Here is a 20,333-nt window from a genome sequence, read left to right as displayed (position 1 = left end):
ATTCTATACCTCCATTATAATTACAAAATACAAAGTTATAGGATTTGACACTGTTTGTCAATCCTCATTTTTGATGATTTTTTTCAAGAAAATCATTATAAATAGGGATGGTGGTTGGAAAATGGAACCTGTTACCGAGTGAGATGACGGGGGTGTTTTGGGGAGATATCGCATCCTGTGCAGCCGCCACAGATGGAGTGGTCTCTTCCGGTGAAAAAGAAGCGATAAATGGCCCGCGCGAGGATGATCCCCACAACGATACCGATAATAATCACAATGAAAAGCTGTATATTCATATCATTAAAACAGATTAGCGATAGGAAAAGTTTTTAAATCAATAAGTTTCCGACCTGATAAACCAGAAATGCCACCACCCAGGCGAGACCGGTAGAATAGAACACGCTGAATAGGGCCCACTTCCAGGAGTGGGATTCCTCCTTGATGGCTACCACTGTGGCCACACAAGGAAAATAAATCAGCACGAACAGTAAAAATCCTGCCACCACGAGAGGGGTGAAGACAGGTGATCCGTCGGGATAAGACTCCGCTTTCAGCCGGTATTGCAATGATTGCTGGTCTTCACTGTCGCCGGTATAAAGCACCCCCATGGTGCTGATGACGATCTCTTTGGCGGCCATTCCCGAGAGGAGGCTTACCGATATCTTCCAGTCGAATCCCAAGGGGCGCATTACCGGCTCAATGAACTTGCCGATATTCCCGATATAGGAGTTCTCCTGATGGGTTGTATTGCGGAGATGCTCTATTTCGGTCACCATCTCCTCCCGCTCTTCGCTGCTTATCTCGTCTTGACTGTGCTGCGTATCGATCAGGGCGATTTCATTGTCGAATGCGGCATCCCGCTCCGCATTCCGGGGGAAATACCCCAGGAACCATATCACGATAGAGGCAATCAGGATGGGGCCTCCCATCTTCCGTAAGTACTGGCTCGAACGGTCCCACATGTGGATAATGATAGACTTGCCGGTGGGCATGCGGTAAGGAGGCAGTTCCATGACAAATGGGGTTTCCTCTTCCTTGAAGGCGGTCTTACGGAGTATCCTGGCCGTAACAGCCGCAATCACAATGCCGAAAGCATATAAGCCCAACATTACCAGGCTTCCGTATTTGGGTATAAATGCGCTGACGAAAAGGAGATAGACCGGCAAACGGGCGCTGCACGACATGAACGGCACGATGAACATGGTGATCATTCGGCTGCTCCTGCTCTCGATGGTGCGTGTAGCCATGATGGCCGGCACGTTACAGCCGAATCCCATGATAAGGGGGATGAATGATTTTCCGTGCAATCCGATCCGGTGCATCAGCTTGTCCATGATAAAGGCGGCGCGCGCCATGTAGCCCGAATCTTCCATAAAGGCGATGAAAAGATACAATATCACAATGTTGGGAAGGAAGACGATGACGCCTCCCACACCTCCGATGATACCGTCAACGATCAGCGCTTTCAGGGGGCCCTCCTGCATGTTGTTCCTTACCAGATTTCCCAACTGCTCTACCATCCACTCTATCCATTCCATCGGGTAGCCGCCCAGGCGGAAAGTGGCCTCGAACATAACCCATAAAAACAGGAAAAAGAGGGGGAATCCGATGTACTTATTGGTTACTATGGCATCCAGCAATTTTGTTTTTTCGGAGAACTGGGTCTTTTCTGTAAGTGTTTCTTTCAATCCACCGGCGATAAAACCATACCGGGCATTGGTGAAAACCGATTCAGGGTCTTCCCGGAGCAATTTCTCAATGTACACCCGCTCCTTGTCCCTGCGGGATAATATCTGTTCACGTTGGGGCAATGTGCGAATCCGGGTTTCAATGTCTTTGTCCCCTTCAAGCAATTTGACGCAGATGTACCGCAGTGGCATATTCCATGCGGCATACAGGGCGGGTTCCACGTTTTTGAATTCCCTTTCCATGATACTGATCGATTTCTCAAGTACACGGCCATAGGGAATCTGCACGTAATCATACGCTGGCTGTTGGTAGACTTCAATCACTTTCCCAAGCAATTGGGGGATACCTTCACCCCTCTTGCCTATGGTGGGGACAATAGGAGTATTGATCAATGTACCGAATGTTTCGTAATCGAACGTGCGGCCGCTCTCTTCCAGTTCGTCGTACATATTCAACGCGATCACCATCGGCACCTGTAAGTTGATCAGCTCTGTGGTGAGATAGAGGTTTCGCTCCGCTGCCGAGGCCGATACTACATTCACAATCACATCCGGTTCTTCTTCCAGGATATGCTTCCGCACGTATAATTCTTCAGGGGTGTATGCCGACAGCGAGTAGGTGCCGGGCAGGTCGACCAGCGTGAATTCATATCCGTTGTGCCGCAAGGTTCCTTCTTTCGAATTGACCGTCACACCACCGTAGTTGCCCACATGTTCGTGTGCTCCCGATGCCAGGTTAAAGAGAGTGGTCTTTCCGGAATTGGGATTGCCCAGGAGTGCCACTTTTATTTTTTTATCGGTATGATGCCCTCCATTTTTGTGGTGCAGCATTTTAGGTTCTGTACCGTTGTCCTGCGCGGTTTCCTCGTCTTGCTGAATACCTGTTTCAGCCACCTGTCCTTTCCTGTATAGGGCACCGTTCCGGGTATCTCCTTCCAGCATCGAAATTTCAATCATCACCGCTTCACTCCGGCGTAACGATACCTCGTACTCCATGATCTCATATTTAATGGGATCCTTCAAAGGGGCGTTCAGGATTGACTTCACTTCCTCTCCGCGCACGAATCCCATTTCGAGGATGCGTTTCCTGAAAGCTCCGCTACCATTTACTTTTACGATGTATGCTTTTTGTCCCGTTTGTAGTTCTGAAAGGCGCATTAATGATTGAATTTTTTTATTTGGGATTGCAAAGATAGTCCTTTTCGGTGGTTTATTTATAATGTTTCTAAATAATAAATTATGGTTGATGACTTGGGTGCATATTTCCGGGAACGGAGGCATATGTCTTTTTAGAAAGGTCTCAACCAACAAGAATTATATACAAGAAGGGAATGAACAGTCCGATAAGCAGGTACCATTTTCCTCTTTTCGCGATACCATGTTTTCCCTTTACCATAAACAGCCCCGATACGGCCAGGAAGATCAGCGAGCCGGCGAATATATCGGCCATGGGCAACCATCCTTTGACACGGTTGTAATGAAGCCGGTTCACCCAGTAGGCAACCGGTTTTTTTCTGCTTGTCTGGTATTGGACCATACCTGTCTGCGGATCATACTCCCCAATGCCGCCCTGCAGCATCAGGCGGTATTTCCCCGCCGCTTCGCCGATATTGTTCAGTTTGGGCCTGGCGGGTTCGGATTGCCATGTTTGCGTAAACTCTCCGGGGGTCAATCCTTGCGCAAAAGTAAGGTATATATTTTCTACTTTATAGGAAGGATCTTTGCCGTTCATGTGATTGAGCAGGATACCCGAAATCCCGTACACAAGGGATAGGCCCACCATTACGAATCCGATGTCGCGATGGAGGACCCGGATCCACTTCCTTACCCTGGGGCTAATTGTGAACTTTTTCATAGTTCAACCCGTCGATATAATATATCGAATAATAGTCTTTGCCCTGGGCTTTCATCCACTCCCTCATTTCGTTGATGTTGGCCAATTCAGTCTCACAGGTTTCTGTGGAAGCCTCTTCTTTTGCCAGTTTTTCATTGACACTCCCTTCCATCTCTGCTATTTCGACTTCGGTAAGGCGGCTTTCCCGTAATATGCCGTTCACTTCCAACTGTGAGCCTACCAGTTCCTTGTCGAACGACCCTATTTCTCCCTTGGCTTCCACACGGATGGAATGTTGCTGTCCTTCACCGGTAAGGAAACAGCGTTTGCCTGAATGTTTACAGGTATGGGTCACATACCCCCTGATTACGACCGGTGCATCGACCAGCGATTCGGCGACGGAGAAGAGGGAATCGACATCGACGACAACTGCTCCGGCTTCCGACACAGCTTGCTCGTGACCACTGTTGTTCTGTTTTTGTCCCGCATTGTTGCAAGAGACAGCAAAAAGGGCAAATGCCACTAAAATAAAAGTTAACCGTTTCATACAATTATCTGATAATTAATTAAATTCCAAAATTACTATTTTTTTATTGATTCCCAATGAGATATTGTGAGATAATTGAAACTTCAAAATAACAAAACTTTTCATTGCAAAACTATCCCCTAAAATAGGTATATTTTTATGACGGTATAGCATAAAATGGGAGTATTCCTTTTATGTTTTTCAATGCCGTTTTTTCTTTGTATTTTTGCACTGTGCAGAATGATGAAGAACCATACAACAAAATAATATAAACAATAAATTCAAGGATCTATGAGTTTCAGAATTGAGAAGGATACGTTGGGCGAGGTACAGGTGCCTGCCGACAAGCTGTGGGGAGCGCAGACCGAGCGGTCGCGCAACAATTTCAAGATTGGGAATCCCGCTTCCATGCCGAAAGAAATCATTTACGGGTTTGCTTACCTGAAGAAAGGAGCGGCTTATGCCAATCATGAGCTGGGTGTGTTGTCGCAGGAAAAACGCGATTATATTGCACAGGTATGTGATGAAATCCTGGAAGGCAAACTCGACGACCAATTTCCTTTGGTGATCTGGCAGACCGGATCGGGTACGCAGAGCAATATGAACGTGAACGAGGTGATTGCCCATCGCGCGCACCAGCTGGCCGGAAAAACAATCGGGGAAGGAGAGAAAACATTGCAACCCAACGACGATGTGAATAAGTCACAGTCGTCGAACGACACCTTTCCTACCGGAATGCATATCGCTTGCTACAAGAAAGTAGTAGAAGTCACTCTGCCCGGATTGCGCCAACTGCAGAAAGTATTGGCTGCCAAATCGAAAGAGATGGAGGATGTGGTGAAGATAGGCCGTACACACCTTATGGATGCTACTCCCCTCACGTTGGGACAGGAATTCAGCGGGTATGCCGCGCAAGTGGAATATGGCATCAAGGCCATTGAACATACCTTGCCGCACCTGGCAGAACTTGCCCTTGGAGGAACAGCCGTGGGAACGGGATTGAATACTCCCAAGAACTACGATGTAACAGTGGCACGTTATATCGCCGAATTTACGGGTCTTCCGTTTGTGACGGCGCCGAATAAATTTGAAGCGCTTGCCTCTCATGACGCGGTGGTTGAAACCCACGGAGCATTGAAACAGGTGGCCGTATCACTCAACAAGATCGCCAACGATATCCGCCTGCTGGCTTCAGGCCCGAGGAGCGGTATCGGTGAGATCATTATTCCCGCCAACGAACCCGGCTCTTCCATTATGCCCGGAAAAGTGAATCCTACCCAGTGTGAGGCGCTCACCATGGTCTGCGCCCAGGTGATAGGCAACGACATGGCAATCGCCGTAGGAGGCATGCAAGGCCATTTCGAGCTGAACGTCTTCAAGCCGGTAATGGCTGCCAACTTCCTGGAAAGTGCACAATTACTGGGCGATGCCGCCGTATCGTTCGATATCCATTGTGTATCTGGCATCGAACCGAACAAACCGCGCATTAAGGAATTGCTCAACAACTCGTTGATGCTGGTGACCGCTTTGAATACCAGGATCGGTTACTATAAAGCTGCCGAAATTGCCAATGCGGCCCATAAGAACGGCACTACACTCAAAGAAGAAGCCGTGCGTTTGGGATATGTCTCCGCGGAAGATTTCGACAAGTGGGTACGTCCAGAAGATATGATCAAATCGCTGGATTGATGTAACGATCATCCTTGATCAGACAAAAAAGAGAGCGTGTTGTGAGCTTATTGCTTATGACACGCTCTCTTGCTATCAGGCTATCCCATCCGGGATTCCGGTTTGACGCGGCTGTATTATTCCTGTGTGCACCCTGTGCTTTGTCTGATCCCGGTTTAACTGAGTACCTTTCCGGTTTCGTCTACTTTTACTTTGCTTTCAGAATTGCCTTTTTCAAGTTCCAGGAGGTAGTAGTTGCCGTTGGGAGTTTCTACAAAGTCGGCATCATCGATGTGGTATCCTGCATAGTCGGGATCATTGAGGATAGCGCTTACAGCCTGCGGCAGTTCGGAAATCCTCACATCCCATGAAGTGTAGAGCCATTTGCTGCTCAGGTCGAAAGCCACTTCCTTGTTTAGATTATCATGGATAATATCCGCTTCAATGATTTTGTTGTCTTCCCTCTCAATCTTCACGACCTGGGCCCCCGGATATTTGGTTTCAATGAAAGTTTGGATATCCTTAGTCGTCGTGTCGGATACATTGTCATCATCACAGCTCAGAAATGGCAGCGTTATAACAGCCAGAGCCAACATTATCAAGTTCGTTTGCAGTTTCATTTTTTTGTTTGTTTAATTGTTAAATCATTAAATTATTGAATTATTGAATTATTGAATATCAAATTTTAAGTCTTGGTTCCTGGTTCTAATAGTCTTGGTTCCGAAAATCTTTGCTCTTTATTCTTTACTCTTTACTCTATTTAATCATCAATATCGATCACATTGAATTTGGCGTCGAATTTCAGTTCCAGTCCATTGATCAACTCAATCTCATGCCGGTTTCTACTCTTTTTTTCTATTTTGGTGATTCTTACATCACGATAATTTGTTCTCACATAATTCGTTATTTGCGGTGGCACCAGTTCCGAAGGAAGTTCCGTGTATTTGCAATCGATCTCTTTCCAGATACCTTTCTTGTCGAATTCCGCTTTATTGCCATTGGTGAAAATGACTTCATAGCTTTTTCCCACAAATTCACGTTCCATTTTAACCAAGGCCACGGATTGGCCAGGAAAATATTTTTTGATCATCTGTTGAGACTGGGCCGGCAATTGATCAAAATTGATCGGCCTGTCGTTCCCGGCTTTGGCTGTTATCAGAACAGTTGCTGCGCATAAAAATAAAAGAATGATTCTTTTCATCTGTAACCTTTTTCAATGAATATACTGCAAAGCTAACGCGTGATTCTGAAAAGAATATGAAATTTTACCGCGATATCTCAAAACGATGAAAATTATTTTCAAAAGCATATTTTATATGCAATTTCTCCTGCTCACAAATCGACTTGATCAGCGCCAGCCCGAGACCTGAGGACTCCGGTTTTTTGTTCCCCTGGTAAAACCGCTTGAAAATCAGTTGGGGATCGAGTGGATAATCCTGGCCACTGTTTTTGAAAACAAGTTTAGAGGGAGAGATCTCAATCACGATCTTCCCGTTTTTGGCGTTATGGACAAAAGCGTTTTTAATGAGGTTATTGACCAGTATGTCGGCAAGGGTTTCATTCATCACTACCTTGAATATGCCGGTTTCCCTGATCCCTACATCTATATTCTTATGGGAGTATACCTCTTCGTAATCCCGGATATTCTTTTTTAGGATGGAATTCAGTTCAATCTCATCCGTGGCGGAGAACTGCCTGTTATCTATCTTTGAGAGTAGCAGCAATGTTTTATTCAGCCGGGTAATTTGTTCGAGAGTCTGAAGTGTTTTTGATAACTCTTCCAGTTGTGTTTCGGTAAGGGACTCATCTTCCATAAGGTTTTCCAGTCGGTTACGGCATACTGCCAGCGGGGTCTGTATTTCGTGCGAGGCATTCCCTATAAATTGTTTCTGATCTTCGAAAACCTCTTCGCTGCGCTGCATGCTCATGACGGCAGCTTCGTTCAGTTTCTGGAATTCAGTGATGGAGGTATCATTTTTTAAGGGGACGTTTTCGCTGCCAATCTTATATTTATTGAGCCATGCAAGCAATTTATGCAGGGGGCGGTTACTTTGGTAGTACACCCATACATTGATGAGCAGGATGCAAAATAGAAGTCCGAAATAGAGGAAGACCACCCAGTAGAGGATGGCCTCCTTGAGGTCTCTCTTCTCGATGGTGGGAATGGCGACCACCAATTCGTAATAGTTCCCGTCCCCGTCCCTGTAGATGGTGGTAAGTATGCGTGCCGGTTCTTCTTCCCTTTTCATCGGTATATATACCATAGAATCCATGTAGTGGATATGGGGTTTACTCTGTGCCTCTTCGTAGGTTATTTCCCTCAGGTAATATTGATTGTTGGAGTTGCTGTTCTCTGAAGGTAACTCTTCTCCGGCAAGTTGACGGATAATAATCTGTTCCGAGTAGTCTTCCAGTGAGTCGTCGGTCTCGTCGTTTATTTCATCGATCATCCTCATGTAAAAGAAAACGGCCCATATAGCCAATATAGCAGTAAGTACAATGCTCAACCGGATGATGATATGGTAGATCAGTTTCATATGCGGTTTATTCGATGATCAATTTGTACCCGATGCCGTACACCGCTTTTATTTCGATACTTGCGAGGGATTTTTTCAGTTTCTTTCGCAGGTTTTTGATTTGTGCATAGATGAAATCGAAGCTGTCGACCTGGTCTATATGGTCGCCCCATACCGCCTCTGCCAGCGTGTGCTTGTTGATCAACCGGTTGCTGCGGTTGGCGAAATAGAAGAGTATGTCGTACTCTTTCCGGGTAAGGTCTATATCCTTGTCGTTTACCGTAACTTTAAATACTTCGGGATAGATTTTCACATTGCCTATTTCTATGGCCATGTTACCGTCTTGTTGTTTTCGCCGTATTACGCTTCTGATCCGGGCGACCAGTTCGGCCAGATGGAAGGGTTTCGCCAGATAGTCATCGGCCCCCAGTTCCAGCCCTGCAATCTTGTCTTCCAGTGCATCCTTGGCAGAAATAATGATCACGCTGTCCTGTTTCTGCATTTTCTTGAGCGCTTCCAACAGTGACAACCCGTTTCCATCGGGGAGCATGATATCCAGGAGGATACAATCGTATTCATAATCTTCTATCTTCCGGAGAGCCGATTGATAGGTGGAAGCACATTCTGCCACATACCGTTCCCTCTCCAGAGTCCGTTTGATCAACTCCTGTAAGGAGGGCTCGTCTTCTATGATGAGTATTTTCATTTTTTTTATTTAGAGCCAAGACTGTAGTTATTCGCTTCGCTGTTATTCGCTTCGCTGTTATTTCCCGCTTTACGGGATAACTCAATTGCAATCGAATACCTACCAAACTACCACCAAACTACCACTGAATAACAATCGAATAACAATCGAATAACAATCGAATAACAATCGAATAACAATCGAACCACTTTCCAAGGAACAAATAACGGAATTATTTCTGAATTAAAACTGAAAAATCTTTTTGAGTCGTATCGGTAAATTTTCAATATTATGGTAATAGATAGTATATCAATCTTTTAATATAACAAGACAAGCGAACAGTCCGATCAGTATGATTACCAAAAGGAAACAAATAATGATCTCGAACCCCTTGTCACTGGTTTGATTCTTCTTTTTCATGCGATTGGTTTACCTTTTTCATCCTCACTTTATTGCCCCCAAACATCCTTAATCCCATATTCAGCGAAGATAGATTCTATTAATTCCTTTTCGTGTGCTTTCAGAGCATATACCCCCCGGATACGATAACCGAGTCCCTGTGATGTTCGGATACCAAGAGCCTGCATTAATTTAGCTTTCACTTCAGCCAAATCTTTTACCTGTACTTGTCCTAAGCCCTTCTTAAACGAATTTCTTTCCATTTTTTGTGTATTAGTTAAGGAAATAGCGTTTTCTTGCTATTTCAAAAGTGAAATAAAAACGTTTACTTTGTAGTAATTTATTTCGTTTTGCAAATATCAATAATATTATTGGCATAAGCAAATAAAATGATTGCTTTTTTCTATGAAAAATGAAACTATTTTTGACAGGATTGCTCAAATTATTGAAATTGAGTGTAATGGGATACCGGCGCAATTTGCAAGAAAAATCGGATCAAAAGATCAAACTGTCAGAAATATTGTTGTAAATAGGAGAAGTTATCCCGGTTATGAGATGATATTGAAAATTATTCAATCAATTGATTGGTTAAATCCGGATTGGTTGATCACCGGCAGGGGAGAAATGAGAAAGGGAAATGCGGAAAACGATCAAATAATCACGGAGCCGGAGTCTCATTATGAAACAGATATCAACAGGCAACTCATCAATATTATCGATTCACAGCAACGTACCATTGAAAATTTAACCACATATAAAAAGGCTGACAAATAATTTTCCTATTGTCAATAAAAAGCTAACTTTACAAAAAAAAGCATTATGAAGAAATCTGTTGTTTTCTTATTCGCTTTCGTTCTGGCTTTTATCTCATGCGAACATGAAGGTCCGGCAGAAACGGAGTCGGAGTCCGGAAAATCCGGATTAGATACGGTGCGCACTATTACCTACGACTGGGAATTCAAATTAACTCCTTTGAGTGACGATGAATTTTTATTGAGTACAAAAGAGGATCTGTTCGATCCAATAGCGGAGTTGTTGTTATTGAATTCATGGCAACCTAAGGACACGATTGTGTTTAAGGCGGAACCCGAAAAGAATTACTGGGGTGGAAACGACTTCAAAGTACATCATCTTTTTCATGAAAAAGACCACTATTCCCTGATAATCAGGCATACAGAAGTAGACGGAGACAAAGTCCATTTTCGGGATTATTTCATGCCGGATGGTTATAGGCATAGTTATGCCAATAAGTTCATTTCTGAAAAGATAGCTTCAGCCGGGCATATGCTTGCTTTTGACATAACGCCATCCCGTGATTTCATCTACTTCATCGATTATGTGAACAATGTACCGATCCTGCACCGGTTATCATTGGCAGACGGGAAGACTGAAGAAATTGAACGCGGGTTCCACATTGATTTAAGAGCTGCTTCCGATAATGACTTGATCGTCTTCAGCAGAACGGGACCCGATGGCCGTTTTCTTGGCCTGGATAGCTGTGCTATCTTAAGTTATAATCTACAATCAAAAGAAAAAACATTTCTTTCCTGGGGATCGGATGATTATGGTCGCTTCTCCCGTGTGATTGATAATTCAATATTAGTCACAAATCCAATGGCTGATGATGGTAAATCAACGCTGATCAATCTTTCGGATGGGACGTCAAAGTCCTATTCCATAAATTTTAGATCTATTGCAGAAAATAGTTTTGATCATATTTATTATGGCAGGAGTATAATGAACAATGAGACCAGGGAGTTTGAGACGCCGCTCCCGTTTCTAAACGGACAGTCAGGTATTGTCTATTTCGATGAGAAATCGGGTTATTACATTGTTCAGGAGGTTTTTATGGATAACGCGGGAACGCCGGATTATGCTTCCTACTCAAGGTTATTAATCTATAAAGACCAGAAAGTGGTTTTTGAATTGCCTTTTGTAAAGAACAGGCAGGTCAATGTCCCTAAACTCATCAACCTGGCAGATGGAAAGCTGGTCATACATCAACAATTTGATTTCTCGAATAAAATAAATTACGACGGATATTATCTTGTCGATATAGAGAAAGGGGATATCTCATTGATAAAGAATGATTCCTATTCCTATAATCACGATGATTTCTTCCTCAGTGATGACAAAAAGACATTTTATTCAGTCAGGCCAAAATATTCCGATGGGGGAATTTATAAGATGACCCTCGTAGAGTAATTCTGAATTATCACATTCATTCATGACAAGAAAAAGGAAACAACTTCCCTTGCTGGAAAATATACTGGTCACCGGTGTGGCGGCCGAGGGTAAGGCGATTGCCAAAGTGGACGGCAGGGCCATTTTTATCCCTTTGGCAGTGCCCGGGGATGTGGTGGATGTCCAACTGACCCGGAAAAAGAACAGTTTTGCCGAAGGGAGGGTAGTACGCTTCGAGAAATATTCCGAAACCAGGACCGAGCCGTTTTGTGTTCATTTCGGGGTGTGCGGCGGATGCAAGTGGCAGATGCTTCCTTACGTGGAGCAGTTGAAACATAAACAACAGCAGGTTGCCGATAACCTGGAGAGGATAGGAAAAGTCGATCTGCCCGCTATCACTCCTATTATGGGAGCACCCCAAACAACTTTTTACCGGAATAAGCTGGAATTCACCTTTTCCAATAAGAAGTGGCTGACCGAAGCACAGATCGCCAGCAATGAAACCTTCTATAATATGAATGCATTGGGTTTTCATATCCCCGGTATGTTCGACAAGGTGTTGGATATCAACAAATGCTGGCTGCAGGACGACCTCTCCAACCAGATCAGGAACGCAGTCCGGGAGTTTTGTCTGGAAAACAGTTATCCTTTTTTCGACCTGCGTAACCAGGAGGGACTGATGCGTACGCTTATTATCCGTAACAGTTCCATTGGCGAATGGATGGTGATCGTGGTCTTTTATGAAGACGATCCGGAAAGAAGGGAGAAGCTGATGGAGTTTATCGCCGGGAAATTTCCGCAAATCACGTCACTGCTTTATATCGTCAACCAAAAAGCCAATGATACAATTACCGATCAGGAAGTGATTACCTGGCGTGGCCGTGATCATATCTATGAAGAGATGGAAGGGCTGAGATTCAAGATCGGGCCTAAATCGTTCTTCCAGACCAACAGCGAACAGGCATATAATCTTTATAAGGTGGCACGTGATTTTGCACAATTGTCGGGAGAGGAGACGGTCTACGACCTTTATACCGGTACCGGCAGCATCGCCAACTTCGTGGCTCGTAACGCTAAAAAAGTGGTGGGGATTGAATATGTGCCTGAAGCCATTCAGGACGCACAGGAGAATTCCCGCCTGAACGGTATCGACAACACGGTTTTCTTCGCCGGTGATATGAAAGATATACTTACCGCCGGTTTTATAACCGAACACGGTCGTCCCGATGTAATCATCACCGATCCGCCCCGTGCCGGCATGCACAACGGTGTGATTGACACGATCCTCCTGGCGGAACCAGAGCGCATCGTATATGTCAGTTGTAATCCCGCTACACAGGCGCGCGACCTCAGCCTGCTCGACAGCAACTACAGGGTCACCCGTGTGCAACCCGTCGATATGTTTCCCCACACCCATCATGTGGAAAATGTGGTGTTGCTGGAGAAAAGATGATATGTTTCGAATGATAATTGGCTTCGCCGATATGAACTACTATACAGGTTTTGGCTTCGCATTCTTAAAAAGAAATTTTGTATAAATTGACCATATAAGGCAATAATTTGTAGAATTTTATTAATTTTACAGCCGTTATTGTGCTAATCAACATCTTTTATGATTGACTTTCAGTTGAATGATTGTCTTTTCTAAATAGAAGAGTTGTGGCAAATTATGTGTTCGTGCACGGAAAAACTGTGGCCTTGATAAAGTGTTTTAATTTTACGGCCTAAAATCACATAATTTTTTAATGAGGGATGAAAAAATACATATACGGGGATTAGTGGATGATTCATACAAAGATTTCACTGTTTTGTATGAATACTGGACACCCCATTTGTACCAATTTGTTTTTTCACTCGTGAAATCACAGCTGATAACAAAAGATATTGTACAGGAGACATTTGTCAAGATATGGATAAAACGTAAACAAATCAATCCGGATCAATCATTTAAATCTTATCTTTTTACCATAGCATACCGCATTGTCCTGAAAGAATTCCGACGGCAAATCAATCATCCGCTGATGGGAGATTATCTGGCATATAATAATGAGGTAGCCTTGTCGGAAAACACTACCGAACAGAAGCTTGATCTGGATGAGTTCCTTATTCAATATGAGAAAGCAAAGACTAAATTAACCCCTCGTCAACGCGAAGTTTTTGAAATGAATAAGGAAATGCAAGTCTCTGTTTCTGAAATAGCAGACAAACTATCCTTGACAAAACAGTCCGTTCGAAATCAACTCTCCGCTTCACTCAAATCCCTTCGAAAAGAATTGGTAAAGTTTACCGGTTTCTTGTTTTATGTTTTATAACATATAATCTGATATGTTATATTTCCCGTGCTTGAGGATATAATATAAACAAGCACGAAAAAGGATCTTTATGGATGATCATATAATAGATTTATTACAGAGATATATTTCTGGTGAAATTCGTTCGGATGAATTTTCCGAACTACAGGGATATATCAATCATACTCCGGACAAAGATCTGATTTTTCTATTGCAGCAACAATGGGAAAATCAAAATCCTCATGCATCTCTTTACAATAAGAATATCAAGAAGATAATCAGATATATCAAGCAGGAAACGGCACCTCGTAAAACCTCTGTAATACTTCGATTCAAATGGTTCCAGGCAGGTGTGGCAGCTTTGTTTCTTCTCCTGATCGGCTTGTCGATTCATTTATATGTGGGGAAACAAGCGTATGTACGTTTAGGGGAACGGGACTTTGTGATGCGTACCGGCAAAGGGGAGCGGGTGAGTATGGTGTTGCCCGATGGTACCCAGGTGCGTTTAAACTCGGAATCGGTTTTATCCTATCAACAAAATTTTGGACATTCTGACAGATGCATCTCCTTTACCGGTGAAGGTTATTTTGAAGTGGCAAAAGATGCTGAAAAGCAATTCCAAATCCAGACTCAATATCTTCATGTGAAAGTATTGGGTACCACATTTAATTTATCTGTTTATGAAGAGGATAAAATATTGGAGTTGGCATTGATTTCAGGAACGGTAGAAGTATCCACCAACCATGAGCCTGTTCAGACAGCTCAATTGTATCCCAACGAAAAGGCCCTGTTCGATACGCAGACAAAACAATTGACAATCGCAAAATCCGTTAACCAGAATGAAACGGCATGGTTAGAAAACAAATTGGTATTCCGTTCTGAGCCATTGAAAGAAGTCCTTCGGCAGATAGGCCGCCAATATGGTGTGGCTGTTGAAATGGAAATGGCAGAATTGGAAGAAGACCGGTATACAGGTGTGTTCGATGAGGATCTTTATGGGGTACTCAATATTTTAAAAGCGCACTATGATTTTGAATATAAGGTAGATAAAGATACGCTATATGTTACAAAACAAAAATGATTAAATTATTAATACCCTAAATTTTTCAGCCTATGAGAATATAACCGAATATGATACAAAAAACCGGAGAATTTGGGACATTCTCCGGCTTGACCGTCGACATCAGTTCATGATAAGTACAAAGTAAGTAAATTTAACTAATATCAACTAATCTATTGATTTATATGAATGTAAAAATAAATACCAAGAGTTATGTGGGTAAAGTTAAGGAAAAAAATTATCGAAGCATATTTTTTCTGGTTTTTTTTCTTATGCTACCCGCCATATTATCTGCACAGACTACAATCAGCTTGTCTTTGCAGGATGTGACTCTGAAAGAGTTCTTCGATGTAATCGAAAAAAAGAGTACCTATCGCTTTTCCTATCGGGATGTGGATATACAGGAAAAGGAGAAGGTCACTATATCTGCGCAGGACCAGTCTTTAGAAACTATCTTACAACAAATATTTGTTCCCCGTAATTTGCAATACCAAATCCGCGGGAATAGAATTTTAGTCACTACTGCTGTGGCACAAAAAGTAGGGCAGGAGAATAGGAGAATAACAGGGAGAGTCATCGATGAACAGGGGGAAGCATTGATCGGTGTGAATATACTGGAAGTGGGAACAACCAACGGAACGATCACCGATGTGGATGGCAACTTTTCCTTGATGACAGCCGGGGATGCTACTATAAAAGTTACCTATATCGGCTTCCTGGAACAGGAGATCAAAACAGCAGGAGTGAGTTCTTTTGCCATTACATTGGTGGAAGATACCCAGACGTTGGAAGAGGTAGTTGTGATCGGCTATGGAACCCAACGGAAGGTCAATTTGACCGGTTCGGTAGCAGCGGTCTCCGTGGACGAGAAGATTACCGGGCGCTCCTTGTCGAACGTATCTACCGGATTGCAGGGGCTGATTCCCGGTCTACAGGTCACCCAGACCACCAGTATGGCGGGAAAGGATGGCGCTTCCCTGATGATCAGAGGGTTGGGTACTGTGAATAATGCTGCTCCATTGGTCGTGGTGGACGGGATGCCTGACGTGGACATTAACCGTATCAATTTTGCGGACGTGGAAAATATCTCCGTACTGAAAGATGCCTCTTCAGCCGCCGTTTACGGTTCCCGTGCAGCAAATGGAGTTATATTAATTACGACCAGGACAGGGAAAAGAGCCTCCAAAGCACAGATTAATTTCAACATTTCGATGGCTTTGGAAAAACCTACCCGTGCTTATGAATTCATGGCCGATTATCCCCGCGCCTTGACGCTCCATCAATACAGGGCGGCATCCGGTACTTTGCGGGATCAATATATCTTTAAGGACGGAACCATCGACCAGTGGATGGCAATGGGAATGATCGACCCGTTACGATACCCCAGCACAGACTGGTATGATGCTGTTTTCAGGGATGGCACTTTGAAAAATTATACGGTATCCGCCTCGGGTGGAGGTGAAAAATCGAATTACTATATTTCGATCGGGATGCTCGATAAGGAAGGGATACAGATCCATAACGATTATTCACGTTACAATGCCCGGTTCAACTATGACTCGGACCTGTCGGATAAATTTACGGTAGGGGCACGTTTCGACGGGAACTGGAGCGATTTCACATTTAGTGGCTGGGCGGATGGATTGACCAATAATGACTCTTCAGACTCCAGCGGGGGTGATTTCCAGTACGCCATATCGGGTATGCTTCCCTATGACCCCGTTTCGGGGCGTTATGGAGGGGCCATGGCATACGGAGAAGATATCCAGGCTTTCAATCCTTATTCCTATTATAACCCGAGAAGGCCAAAACAAACCGAACAACAGGCGAATGGTAGCATGTATATCGACTGGAAGCCATTTAAAGGTTTCACTGCGCACCTTGATTACGCTTTGAGCTATAATAATTATTTCCAGAAAAGGGCGGATACACCTACCGGCCCGGCCTATAATTTCCAGACGGGAGAAAATCTGGGTCGGAATTATGTAGCTGACAATGCCAATGTGAGTGATAATACCAGGACCAACTATAAAACGCAATTGAATGGACGGTTGAATTATCATACAAAAATTGCCCGCGATCATGATATATCGGCATTGTTTGTGTACAGTGAAGAATACTGGCATACACGTTCCACCAACGCATCCAGGAACGACCGGCTACACCCGACCATCACTGAAATCGATGGAGCCTTGACCAATGTGATCAGTAATGCGGGTAATTCCGCTTCCGAAGGGCTTCGCTCCTATATCGGCCGTCTTAATTATGTGGGATATGACAAATACCTGTTCGAGTTTAACTTCCGTGTCGACGGTTCTTCCAAGTTTGCCAAGGGCAGCCAGTACGGGTTCTTCCCTTCGGCATCCTTAGGCTGGATATTTACACAGGAAGAATTCCTCACACCCTACTTGTCCTCGTGGCTCTTTAACGGGAAAATCAGGGCTTCTTATGGAAGTACGGGAAATAACTCCGGTGTAGGCCGTTTTGAGCAGATGGAAACATTGACAGCCATGAACTATATGGCCGGTGATGTTGTCAAGGGTTTTGTAAACAGGAAAATGATCAACCGGGACCTGTCATGGGAAGAGTCCAAAGTACTAAACCTGGGGCTGGACCTTAGTTTTATCAATGGGCAATTGACTACCGAAATCGATTACTATAATCGTGTGACCAGTGGAATGAACCGACCTTCCGAGATGTCGATGTTGTTGACAGGTGCGTATTCCGCTCCGAGAAAAAATATCGGGGAGATGCGTAATAGAGGGGTGGAACTCAACCTCACCTGGCGCGACAAGATTGGTAAGGTTAACTATTCCGTGAATTTTAACGGGGCGTATAACCGTACCATATTGGAAGAATGGAATGAATTCCTGGGACGTGGTTGGGTATTTATCGACATGCCGTACCATTTTCTTTATACCTATAAAGATGCGGGCATAGCCCAAACCTGGGAGGATGTGTATAGCTACACCCCCCAGAGTATATCACCGGGTGATGTGATCCGCCTGGACCTGAACGGGGATGGTATCATCGACGGTAAAGACAGGAAGGCATATCAGAATATACAAAGAGACCGTCCCACGATGACCGGAGGGGTTACCCTCACCGCCGGCTGGAATGGCTTCGACTTGGTTGCACTCTTTAATGGTGCTGCCGGAAGGAAAGATTACTGGGTCACCAATTATAATAATACCGCTTTCAGTGACAGGCGTTATGCATCCACGTGGGATCATTGGAACAAACCCTGGTCACTGGAGAACCGGGATACCGACTGGCCCCGGCTTGGCTCGAGCACGAATCGCTCCGACAACTCCTTCTATTTATATGATATGTCATATATAAGACTGAAAAACCTGCAGGTAGGATATAATATACCCAGCAAACTGCTAAACTGGTTAGGTATCTCAAGTGTAAGAGTATATCTCTCGGGTGAAAATCTTTTTACGTTGACCAACTATCCCGGGCTTGATCCTGAGAAATCCAGCAATGCGAGAGACCTGTTCCCGATAAACCGGTCTTATTCCGCCGGGATAAATGTTAAATTATAATGAAAAAATTATAGATGGATATGAAAAAAATCAACATAAATTATATAGGGCTTATAGCTTGTATTATTGGTTGTATGTTCTTTTTCTCTTCGTGCAGGGACAATCTTCTGGAGCAGGTGCCGGCAGGAGAGTTGTCCGCCCCCCTCTTCTGGAAAACGGAAGCGGATGCGGAATATGCCTTGAATGGCGCTTATAGTGCAACGCGGAGGTGCTTTTCTCGTGATTATATGTTCGACGGACTGGGTGAGTATCTCCGGTTCCGGAGCCGTGCTACTAAAAGCCAGTCGACAGGGGACCGTGCCATTGCTTATCGTGATGGTTATTATGACAACCCTTCAAGAGCCTATGGAGATGCCTTCGATAACTATTTCAAGTATGCCTATGCAGCCATCAATCATGCCAACTATGTGATACAGAATGTGGAAGCTATGCTTCCCAATGCGACGACGGAAGCATCCAAGGCAACACTGGAAGCTTATATCGGTGAAGCGCGCATGTTGCGTGGTATGGTCTACTTCCGTCTGATCTCCCTCTGGGGGGATGTGCCCTATTTTGACAGGATCATTAACAGTAACGACGAAGTGGCTTCCATTACCCGGACCTCGATGACAGAAATTAAGGACGCTATCCTGGCCGATTTCACCTATGCGTGGGAGAAATTGCCGGATAAGCCGGTCGCATTGGGACGTTTTACCAAATGGGGTGCCCTGGCTTTCAGGGGAAAGATGCATCTGTACTGGGCAAGCTGGAACCGTACCTCATGGCCGTGGAATACCCCCGTGGCACCGAATGGAGGATGGCCCGAATTGACGACCTTCACGCCCAATCAGGCTGAATCAGTAGCTTCTTATAAGGCGGCGGCAGACGACCTGAAGAAGGTGGTTCAAGAATCGGGAATAAACCTGTTCCGTAACGGTGAACCGGGAGAATGGGGAGAAATGGGCGACTGTGAGGTTTTGCCGAATTATTATTACCTGTTTATCCCGACGGCCAATGCGGATCCCGAGCTGATGGTCGGATTTACCCATGGTGGAACAGGTACCGGGCAAGGTGAGGAGTTGATGCGCGATTTCGGCACACGGGCTACTGAAGGTTCGCAAGGATGGGGACAACCCCGTTACGAGTTGGCTGACCGCTACCAGTCCACCATCACGGGTGATTTCTGTGAACCGCTCATACCGGTGAATCCCTCAGTGGCGGATGCCCGTACACGTGAGAATTCCGCTTTGAACCCGGAGTCATACAGGGGCAGAGATTACAGGATGAAATCTACTTTGCTTTGGGATGGGGAGACCATGGTTACGATGTTAAATCTCTCTTTTGACCAGGTCCGCAAATTCAAATATAAAACGTTGACCGGTACGGTGGACGGCTATGGTGCGATTAATGCAGATGCCGATCAGACGGGATATATTATGCGTAAATTTGTACGCAACTATGCAGGACAAGGACGTGCCGACGGAAATTACCATTGGCCGGTGATGCGCCTGGCAGATGTTTTCCTGTTGTATGCCGAGGCGGCCAATGAGGTATATGGTCCTACCGGTGATGGTGGACTTGCCCTGGAGGTAGTGAACAAAGTACGTCATCGGGGAAATCTTCCCGCACTGGCACCTGAAAAATATGCCGATAAAGAGACTTTCTTTTATACAATAGAGCAAGAACGGATTGTGGAATTATTTGCTGAAGGACACCGCATGTTCGATCTCCGTCGCTGGAGGTCGATTGAACGTGCCTTCCTGCCGCCACAAACCTCACCCGGTTTCAGGATGTATGATACGCACGGGGCACTCCGGAATACCTATTTCAATAACACTTCGTTATTGACTTACCAACGGATTTATATTTTCAAGATACCGCAATCTGAACGGAACCGCAATCCGAATTTGACACAGAATACGCCTTGGCTATAAATTTGGTTCATCATAAATTTG

General features: G+C 44.6%; 17 protein-coding genes. 9 read left to right on the top strand and 8 right to left on the bottom strand.

From position 1 onward, the window contains the following. Window positions 1-107: 107 nt before the first annotated feature. Window positions 108-314: a hypothetical protein gene (locus ABV001_RS00430; RefSeq protein ID WP_352420980.1), complete on the top strand. Its 207-nt coding sequence runs from the start codon at window positions 108-110 to the stop codon at window positions 312-314. Window positions 315-329: 15 nt separating this feature from the next. On the opposite strand, the gene feoB is transcribed toward ABV001_RS00430, so the two are convergent. The 3 genes from feoB to ABV001_RS00415 form a co-directional block, all read right to left on the bottom strand. Beyond that, on the bottom strand, window positions 330-2,846 hold the full coding sequence (gene feoB / locus ABV001_RS00425; protein ID WP_352420979.1) for a ferrous iron transport protein B: 2,517 nt from the start codon (window positions 2,844-2,846) through the stop codon (window positions 330-332). 142 nt (window positions 2,847-2,988) lie between these two features. Next, entirely contained in the window at window positions 2,989-3,543 is a 555-nt protein-coding gene (locus tag ABV001_RS00420; protein WP_352420978.1) for a PepSY-associated TM helix domain-containing protein, read from the bottom strand. Next, complete coding sequence (locus ABV001_RS00415) at window positions 3,524-4,069, bottom strand: hypothetical protein (protein WP_352420977.1); 546 nt, start codon at window positions 4,067-4,069, stop codon at window positions 3,524-3,526. The genes ABV001_RS00420 and ABV001_RS00415 overlap by 20 nt, the downstream gene beginning before the upstream one ends. Window positions 4,070-4,339: 270 nt before the next feature. On the opposite strand from ABV001_RS00415, the gene fumC reads away from it, so the two are divergent. Further along, window positions 4,340-5,737, top strand: coding sequence for a class II fumarate hydratase (gene fumC, locus ABV001_RS00410; RefSeq protein WP_352420976.1), 1,398 nt, complete (start codon window positions 4,340-4,342; stop codon window positions 5,735-5,737). Window positions 5,738-5,892: 155 nt separating this feature from the next. Here fumC and ABV001_RS00405 read toward each other — a convergent pair whose 3' ends face one another. From ABV001_RS00405 to ABV001_RS00385, 5 genes are all read right to left on the bottom strand, one after another. Beyond that, window positions 5,893-6,336, bottom strand: a complete 444-nt coding sequence (locus ABV001_RS00405) for a PepSY-like domain-containing protein (protein ID WP_352420975.1) — start codon at window positions 6,334-6,336, stop codon at window positions 5,893-5,895. Between the two features lie 140 nt (window positions 6,337-6,476). Then, window positions 6,477-6,917, bottom strand: coding sequence for a PepSY-like domain-containing protein (locus ABV001_RS00400; RefSeq protein WP_352420974.1), 441 nt, complete (start codon window positions 6,915-6,917; stop codon window positions 6,477-6,479). A gap of 64 nt (window positions 6,918-6,981) precedes the next feature. Then, on the bottom strand, window positions 6,982-8,253 hold the full coding sequence (locus ABV001_RS00395; RefSeq protein ID WP_352420973.1) for a sensor histidine kinase: 1,272 nt from the start codon (window positions 8,251-8,253) through the stop codon (window positions 6,982-6,984). Between the two features lie 7 nt (window positions 8,254-8,260). Continuing rightward, window positions 8,261-8,938, bottom strand: a complete 678-nt coding sequence (locus ABV001_RS00390) for a response regulator transcription factor (RefSeq protein ID WP_352420972.1) — start codon at window positions 8,936-8,938, stop codon at window positions 8,261-8,263. A 428-nt stretch (window positions 8,939-9,366) separates the two neighbouring features. Then, a complete protein-coding gene (locus tag ABV001_RS00385; protein WP_352420971.1) occupies window positions 9,367-9,579 on the bottom strand; it encodes a hypothetical protein in 213 nt (70 codons plus the stop codon). 142 nt (window positions 9,580-9,721) lie between these two features. Between ABV001_RS00385 and ABV001_RS00380 the strand changes: the two genes are divergently transcribed. The 7 genes from ABV001_RS00380 to ABV001_RS00350 all read left to right on the top strand — a co-directional run bounded on the left by ABV001_RS00380 (window position 9,722) and on the right by ABV001_RS00350 (window position 20,312). Continuing rightward, window positions 9,722-10,090: a hypothetical protein gene (locus ABV001_RS00380; RefSeq protein ID WP_352420970.1), complete on the top strand. Its 369-nt coding sequence runs from the start codon at window positions 9,722-9,724 to the stop codon at window positions 10,088-10,090. Between the two features lie 45 nt (window positions 10,091-10,135). After that, window positions 10,136-11,521 carry a hypothetical protein gene (locus ABV001_RS00375; RefSeq protein ID WP_352420969.1) on the top strand — a complete coding sequence of 462 codons (1,386 nt, stop codon included), beginning with the start codon at window positions 10,136-10,138 and terminating at the stop codon, window positions 11,519-11,521. Between the two features lie 22 nt (window positions 11,522-11,543). Beyond that, window positions 11,544-12,953 (top strand): 23S rRNA (uracil(1939)-C(5))-methyltransferase RlmD, encoded by a 1,410-nt coding sequence (gene rlmD, locus ABV001_RS00370; RefSeq protein WP_352420968.1) that lies wholly within the window; start codon window positions 11,544-11,546, stop codon window positions 12,951-12,953. 292 nt (window positions 12,954-13,245) lie between these two features. Continuing rightward, on the top strand, window positions 13,246-13,812 hold the full coding sequence (locus tag ABV001_RS00365; protein ID WP_352420967.1) for an RNA polymerase sigma factor: 567 nt from the start codon (window positions 13,246-13,248) through the stop codon (window positions 13,810-13,812). 70 nt (window positions 13,813-13,882) lie between these two features. After that, on the top strand, window positions 13,883-14,872 hold the full coding sequence (locus ABV001_RS00360) for a FecR family protein (RefSeq protein WP_352420966.1): 990 nt from the start codon (window positions 13,883-13,885) through the stop codon (window positions 14,870-14,872). Window positions 14,873-15,036: 164 nt separating this feature from the next. Continuing rightward, window positions 15,037-18,399: a TonB-dependent receptor gene (locus ABV001_RS00355; protein WP_352420965.1), complete on the top strand. Its 3,363-nt coding sequence runs from the start codon at window positions 15,037-15,039 to the stop codon at window positions 18,397-18,399. A 20-nt stretch (window positions 18,400-18,419) separates the two neighbouring features. Next, complete coding sequence (locus ABV001_RS00350) at window positions 18,420-20,312, top strand: RagB/SusD family nutrient uptake outer membrane protein (protein WP_352420964.1); 1,893 nt, start codon at window positions 18,420-18,422, stop codon at window positions 20,310-20,312. The last annotated feature ends 21 nt before the right edge of the window (window positions 20,313-20,333 follow it).

The organism is Proteiniphilum sp. (assembly GCF_040307845.1).
In the GTDB taxonomy this organism is placed as follows: domain Bacteria; phylum Bacteroidota; class Bacteroidia; order Bacteroidales; family Dysgonomonadaceae; genus Proteiniphilum.
Note: the sequence above shows the minus strand (reverse complement) of the source record. Positions and strands in the feature narration are given on the sequence as shown.